Annotated in this window: 7 protein-coding genes; 3 read left to right on the top strand and 4 right to left on the bottom strand. The window is 66.7% G+C overall.

Going from position 1 to position 6,067, the window contains the following annotated elements; translation table 11 throughout:
* Window positions 1–89: 89 nt before the first annotated feature.
* Both ABZV42_RS41830 and ABZV42_RS41825 read right to left on the bottom strand, forming a co-directional pair.
* Window positions 90–416, bottom strand: a complete 327-nt coding sequence (locus ABZV42_RS41830; RefSeq protein WP_355991760.1) for a MerR family transcriptional regulator — start codon at window positions 414–416, stop codon at window positions 90–92.
* 779 nt (window positions 417–1,195) lie between these two features.
* A complete protein-coding gene (locus ABZV42_RS41825) occupies window positions 1,196–1,591 on the bottom strand; it encodes a helix-turn-helix domain-containing protein (protein ID WP_355991763.1) in 396 nt (131 codons plus the stop codon).
* Window positions 1,592–1,792: 201 nt separating this feature from the next.
* On the opposite strand from ABZV42_RS41825, the gene ABZV42_RS41820 reads away from it, so the two are divergent.
* Window positions 1,793–2,272, top strand: a complete 480-nt coding sequence (locus ABZV42_RS41820) for an ATP-binding protein (protein WP_355991766.1) — start codon at window positions 1,793–1,795, stop codon at window positions 2,270–2,272.
* A 158-nt stretch (window positions 2,273–2,430) separates the two neighbouring features.
* On the opposite strand, the gene ABZV42_RS41815 is transcribed toward ABZV42_RS41820, so the two are convergent.
* Entirely contained in the window at window positions 2,431–3,246 is an 816-nt protein-coding gene (locus tag ABZV42_RS41815; RefSeq protein ID WP_355991768.1) for an oxidoreductase, read from the bottom strand.
* A 229-nt stretch (window positions 3,247–3,475) separates the two neighbouring features.
* On the opposite strand from ABZV42_RS41815, the gene ABZV42_RS41810 reads away from it, so the two are divergent.
* Entirely contained in the window at window positions 3,476–4,054 is a 579-nt protein-coding gene (locus ABZV42_RS41810) for a TetR family transcriptional regulator (protein WP_355991771.1), read from the top strand.
* A 755-nt stretch (window positions 4,055–4,809) separates the two neighbouring features.
* Here ABZV42_RS41810 and ABZV42_RS41805 read toward each other — a convergent pair.
* Entirely contained in the window at window positions 4,810–5,370 is a 561-nt protein-coding gene (locus ABZV42_RS41805; protein WP_356057496.1) for a hypothetical protein, read from the bottom strand.
* Between the two features lie 448 nt (window positions 5,371–5,818).
* Between ABZV42_RS41805 and ABZV42_RS41800 the strand changes: the two genes are divergently transcribed.
* Window positions 5,819–6,067: helix-turn-helix domain-containing protein (locus ABZV42_RS41800; RefSeq protein ID WP_356057494.1), on the top strand; the 249-nt coding region annotated here is incomplete at its 3' end.

Here is a 6,067-nt window from a genome sequence, read left to right as displayed (position 1 = left end):
GCAGCGCGATGAAACAGGAACCCACCCGAAGCCGCGCCCGACAACAGCGCGGCAGGCGGGAATCGCCCTCCTTTAGGTGGGCGAGGATGTCAAGGCATCGCCGTTTGGGTGGTGCGGCGGTAGTCGGTGTTGAGGCGTTGGGCTTCCTCGAGCTGGTCCTCAAGGATGACGATGCGACAGGCGGCTTCGATCGGGGTGCCTTCGTCGACGAGTTCGCGGGCGCGTGCGGCGATGCGCAGTTGGTAGCGGGAGTAGCGGCGGTGTCCGCCTGCCGAGCGCAGCGGGGTGATCAGGCGGGCTTCGCCGATGGCGCGGAGGAAGCCCTGGGTGGTGCCGAGCATCTCCGCGGCCCGGCCCATCGTGTAGGCGGGGTAGTCGTCGTCATCGAGTCGGCCGTACGAGTCGTCTGCTGCCATCGCACCTCTCTGTGGAACGCGTGGAGGGGCCCTGGCGCTCGTCGCGCCAGGGCCCCGAAGGAACTGCTACACCATCTGCCGACCCTTGTTTTGTGTCGGCCTTCTGTATCCGCACCAACTCACGGGGGGTGAGAGCGTGTGCGGGGATCGCGGTTGCTCGACCGGAGACCACCTCGCTATCGATGTCCTTCGGTACCCGGGCTCATTCATTCCACCCGGGCGATCCTGATGGCGCCTGGCTCCTCCGTTCTTTCCCTCTTCAATCAACCAACTGGTACTGCTTTCCTGCTCACTGCTGATACTGCGTACTGCTCAGTGGCCTGTCCCAGCGCCACTCTCCGGCAGCCAGCCCCGTCGCCCGTCCTGCATCTGCTCTGGCTTAGAACCCCACTGCCGGATCTCCCGGTGCGCGCGCCCGCAGCCGACGCCTTCACCGAGGTACCACTCACCAACTTCACTGCTGGGTCCTGCGAACTGCACTTGCCGGTGCTGCAACTGCGATTCTGCTTGCGGTGGCCCCTGATCACTGCGGGCCACCCGGTCCGGCCGTCAGTCCCGTCGCCGTCCTGCAACAACCCTTGGCTTCGAAACTCCACCACCGCACCGTCCTGCCAACTGCGTTACTGCTACCAGGCAGTTCATCTCTGCCCGGCCTTGTCGATCTCCGTTACGAGAGAAACCATAACCACGCCCACACCCCAATGTCTACTCCAGCCGACATAGATTTCCTCCTGTGTGGCAGCGAGGCAGTCGCCTTCGAACGGGTCAGGGAGGGGGTGCTAGACGATCTCTCGGCCGCGCGCGGGGTGAAGGGCTTTGTCGTCCCGCCTCGACGCGCGACGGCGAGCGCTATACCGAGAGCAGTCCGAGGTGACTTCAGCGGTGGTTGTAGTGGGGGCGAAGAGGTCCACCAGTTCCGCGATGGGCACGTGGGCGTCTGCCGGATGGCGGAGGGCGCCGTTCAGGCAGAGGGTGTAGCGCGTGCGTCGTCCGTCGCGTTCGCGGCGCAGGTAGCCGGCCTGTTCGAGGTCGGTGACGATGTTCTGGGCGGTGCGTTCGGTGATGTCGCAGGCTGCGGCGATGTCGCGAAGGCGGGGTGCGTTTTCGCGTGCGATGACAAACAGCACGCGGGCATGGTGGGTCAGGAAGTCCCATCCCCCGGCCCGCTCGTTCATTGCGCCCTGTCCTTCGCCGCTGTCCCGGGGAGGAATACCCCCAACAACTTTCCGGAAACAGGCCTTCACGACCGTGGGGTGCTCCGAGGTTTTCGGGGTAGCTGGGGTGGGCAGTGCTCAACGCTTCGGAAGTGAGGCGCGCCCTTGGTTACTGCTGCCCGAAACGAGGGTCAGGAGCCACCTGGCGACCACCCGATCACGGTGTCCGCCACGTTCGAGGACGGTGCGGACATCGCCGAAGCCCGTGCTCTGGCCCGCGACTTCCTCACCACGGTGCAGACACGGCACGGACTGCCGGTGTCGGCCGAAACCACGGGCATAGTGCAGCTGGTGGTGAGCGAGCTGGTCACCAACGCCCGCAAATACGCGCCCGGCCCGTGCCGGCTGGACCTGGAGATCAGCAAGGGAGATCTCCAGATCAGCGTGTGGGACAGCAGCACCACGCAGCCCACGGTCCAGACGGCCGACCCGACACGGATCGGTCAGCACGGCCTGGAGATCGTCATGGCCGTGTCCCAGAGCTTCTGTATTCACCGGGAACCGGTCGGCAAGCGGATCATCGCGACCCTCCAGCTCGCCGACGATCCAGGCAACGAGGCCGCCCGCCACCACACGCAGATGGCGTGCGGCGGTATCGCCCGAGCAGCGCGTACTGATCACCCGCGCCATCGAGAACGCTGAGTCAGCGCCCGGAGGGCGACGAGACCGACGACGGCTCGGGCGCTGGCTTGTCGCTGCTGCTGGCGTCGGGGGAGAAGAACCCCATCCAGGCTCCCACGACCAGCAGTCCCACGGGTCGCGCCCCGGGCGCGGCACGCATCGGCTGGGGGCGGGCGGTGTCAGCCCGGCAGCTTGTTGAACTTGCGGATCTGCTGGTCGAAGATCCGGGCCGGGGCGAGGCGACGCGCCAGGCTCATGCGCTTGGCGAACGGTCCCGCGGCGGAGCGCAGCTTGGGTTTGCCGGTGGTGGCCGCGGTGACGACGGCCTGGGCGACGACGGCAGGGTCATCGCCGCCCCTGACCGCCTGCGCGACGGCCTGGTCGACGGACCGCCGCCGGCTCTCGTAGAGCGGCAGCGGGGTGTCGGGCCCTACGAGGTTGCCATCGAAGGAGGTGTTGGTCGCGCCGGGCTCGATGAGCAGCACGCGGACGCCGTGCTCGCGGACCTCGTGGTCCACGGACTCGGAATACCCCTCGATCGCGTGCTTGGAGGCGATGTAGGCGGACATGAACGGCTGGGGTGCGAACCCGTAGAACGACGACATGTTGATGATCCGGCCGCGGCCCTGGGCCCGCATGAGGGGCAGGACGGCCTTCGTCATGCGGATCACGCCGAAAACGTTGATGTCGAAGACACGCTGGTGCTGTGCCACGGAGCTTTCCTCGGTGGCACCCGACGAGCCGATGCCGGCGTTGTTGACCAGGACATCGATCCTGCCGAACCGGGCGATGACCTGCTGAACCAGCGCGGTGACCGAGTCATCGCTGCTCACATCGAGATCGAGGAACGTCACGCCCGCGCGCGGGGCGACCTTCGCGGTGTTCCGGCTGGTGCCGACCACCTCGAAACCCGCCCGGACGAGGGCGAGGGCAGTCGCCTCTCCAATGCCGGAGGACGCGCCCGTCACCAGCGCTACCGGTCGATTCGTAGCCATGGAAGACTCCTAGTCTCATTGCTCACTTTTAGTAATTTTTGATGCTATTCGCGTCATTGAAAGCCCACTGGGACTTCCCGGCGCCGCCTAGGCCATTAACTAAATCTCTACGGTAGCCGTTACGGATATATCTGCAACTTAGGTGTCTCAGTTATGGATGGAACGGTGTCGGCGGCGTATCGTCTATGGGGCGAGGGTCGATGCGTGCGTACGGGAGGAAGGGGAGGTCATGGGGCGAGCACTGCGGGCTGATGCGGAGCGCAGCGTGCGCGCGATTTTGGAGGCGGCCGAGAGGGTACTCGCGGAGGATCCGGGCGCGCCGATGGAGCAGATCGCCGAGGTTGCGGGCCTGGCAAGGACGACGGTGCACCGGCGGTTCGCGAACCGGCAGGCCCTCCTCGACGCACTGGCCGCCTCCGCGAAGCAGCAGCTCACGGCCGCCATCGACGACGCCCACCTGGACACCGCGCCGCCGCTGGTTGCGCTGCACCGGGCCACCGCGAACACGCTGCGGGTCAAGAGCGCCTGGCGGTTCACACTCGGCAACCCCATGGCCCCCAACGACGTCACCCAGGAAGTCTGGTCCGAGATCAATGCGCGGTCTCTAGCCTTCCTCGCCCGGGCGCAACGCGAGGGGCTCCTCGCCCCGGACGCGGACCTGGAGTGGACACGGCGGGTGTACTACGCCCTGGTCACCGAGGCGCTGCAAGGTCCCGGCGCCACCGAGGACCCCGATACACACAACCCGGACGCATTGGCCACCCGTATCGTCGACACCCTGCTGCACGGCGCAGGACGCCGCCCCTGAGCCATGGCCCAGCGCGCGCTTCCCACGTGAATCCGTCTCAGACGGCCATGCGCTTTCGATCTTCCCTACTGGTGACAGAAGGGCTGCTGAACGAGCATCGGTGACAAGTCGCGTGCCTCACGGGTGACAACCAGGCTGCTTCGACCGGTCTCGTTCAACAGCTCACCCAGCTCTGCCAGTGACAACTACTGAGCTTCGGCTCACCTGGACGGGGGGAGGGGCGAGGTGCTGGACGTCTGCCGTTCTTACCTCCGGGCCGCACAAACCCTTCAGGCGGATCTTCATCGCAGCTGGACCGCACCCTCGGCCGAGTCTCGACGCCCCGATGCCTCTCCCCGTGGCCACAGTGGAGGCCGGAGTCCTGAATCTCCGCAACCAACTCCGGGAGCTGCAGATGCTCGCCGACACGCCGCCCCTCAAGCTGGCCGCAGTGGAATGCGGGCGACCCGGAAGGCGAAGACGTCCGCGCCGCCTCCGTCGGGCAGCTGTCCGTTATCTACGTGATCAACCGGCTCACCCGGCACCTGGTCGTCCTGGACATCGTCTGGTTCGGGTAGCCACCCCTGGTTGAGCTCGCCCCGCCACCATGCCTGGCTCGTTCGCCTTACAGGCCCATGCCATTGCGCCGGAAGCGACGACGCTGCGGTTATGGGCGCAGGTGCGCAGGTGCGCAGGTGCGCAGGTGCGACTCGAGGCTGCGAGCCGTGTGGCGGCTGGGGCGCCGCGTGTCCCGTGGGGCTTGGAGGAGCAGAGGTTCAGACGCTCGTCCAGGCTTCGAGGAAGGCTTTCCGGCCAGCAGGGTCGTCCGACCTGCGGTCGGCATGCAGGATGTGCCAGGCGGTGAGTTCAAGATCGCGGAGCCACAGTTCTCCGATGACCTGTGTCTTGAGGTCGGGAAGATGGTCGGACTCGGCGAGGGCCTGGCCGATCACCTCCCCGGCTGCGACGCGTTGGGGCGGTGTCATCTCGTCGACAGCCGAGAGGATCTGTCGGGCCAGGGCGGTTCCTTCGCCTGCCAGGGATTGCAGCACCTCGGCCTTGATGTTGGCGGGGAGCAGGTAAGCGGTGCCTGAGGACCTCCACAGGTTCGACCAGAAGCGTTCGCCTGCCGCGGTGGGAGCAGGGAGCGCGGCCAGCAGCCCGAGGAGATGGCCGATGGCCGCGTAGCCGCTGGAATGGGCGGCTGCGACCACCGCGATGCCGGCGACGCGCTCCACATCGAGAGGACCGGCTTCGAGGTCAGATGCCAGGCCCAATTGGTGTTCCAACTGGTCTGCGAGGGGAGCGGACACGTGGGGGCGGACCTCAGGAAGCATCGGTAATCCTTGCGGGTAGGCGAGCGGAGATGCCCGTTCGGAAGCCCTGATCGTTCCCCACGGCCAGCGGCTGTACTCGTCTTGGCGTGGCTCAATTTGCAGCGGGCACAAGGGGGCCGGAGTCCACACGGCGAGAGATTCCACGCCCGGCTGACGCGCGCCTGGTTTTCGGGACCAGCCCCTCAAAGGCTGTCCTGTGAGGTCTCCTAGCATGAGCGCATGATTGCCAGTGACGCCCAGGAGTCCGGGGGAGGACGGGAAGCCATGTCCCGTGACGCCGCTGAGGTCGAGCGTGCCCACGTCGCCTCAGAGTGTGGAGAACACCGCGAAGTCGGGCTGCCCCGCCGACCACAAGGTGACGGCGCAGCAGATACTGACTTCGGCTCGTTAGGGTGATCTTTCTCGAAGGCCCTGATGAGCCGGGAGTGTTGTCTGTATCCCGTGGTGTATGAGGTATGCGGATGGGGGCGGACTGACCCCTGCGGGACGGCAGCGCCGGGAGACGGTCCGGATACAGGCGGCCGAGCTGTTCGAGCAGAACATCAAGCCGCCGGACGTTGCACGGCGCCTGCGAGTGAGCCCGAAGTCGGCCTACCAGTGGGACCAGCTGTGGCGGGACGGTGGCGTGCAGGCTCTGGCCTCTCGTGGCCCGAGCGGATCGCGATGCCGCCTGTCCCCGCGCTGCCTGGAAAAGTTG

Origin of the sequence: Streptomyces sp. NPDC005281 (genome assembly GCF_040607495.1) — a bacterium.
Classification (GTDB): Bacteria; Actinomycetota; Actinomycetes; order Streptomycetales; family Streptomycetaceae; genus Streptomyces.
Note: the sequence above shows the minus strand (reverse complement) of the source record. Positions and strands in the feature narration are given on the sequence as shown.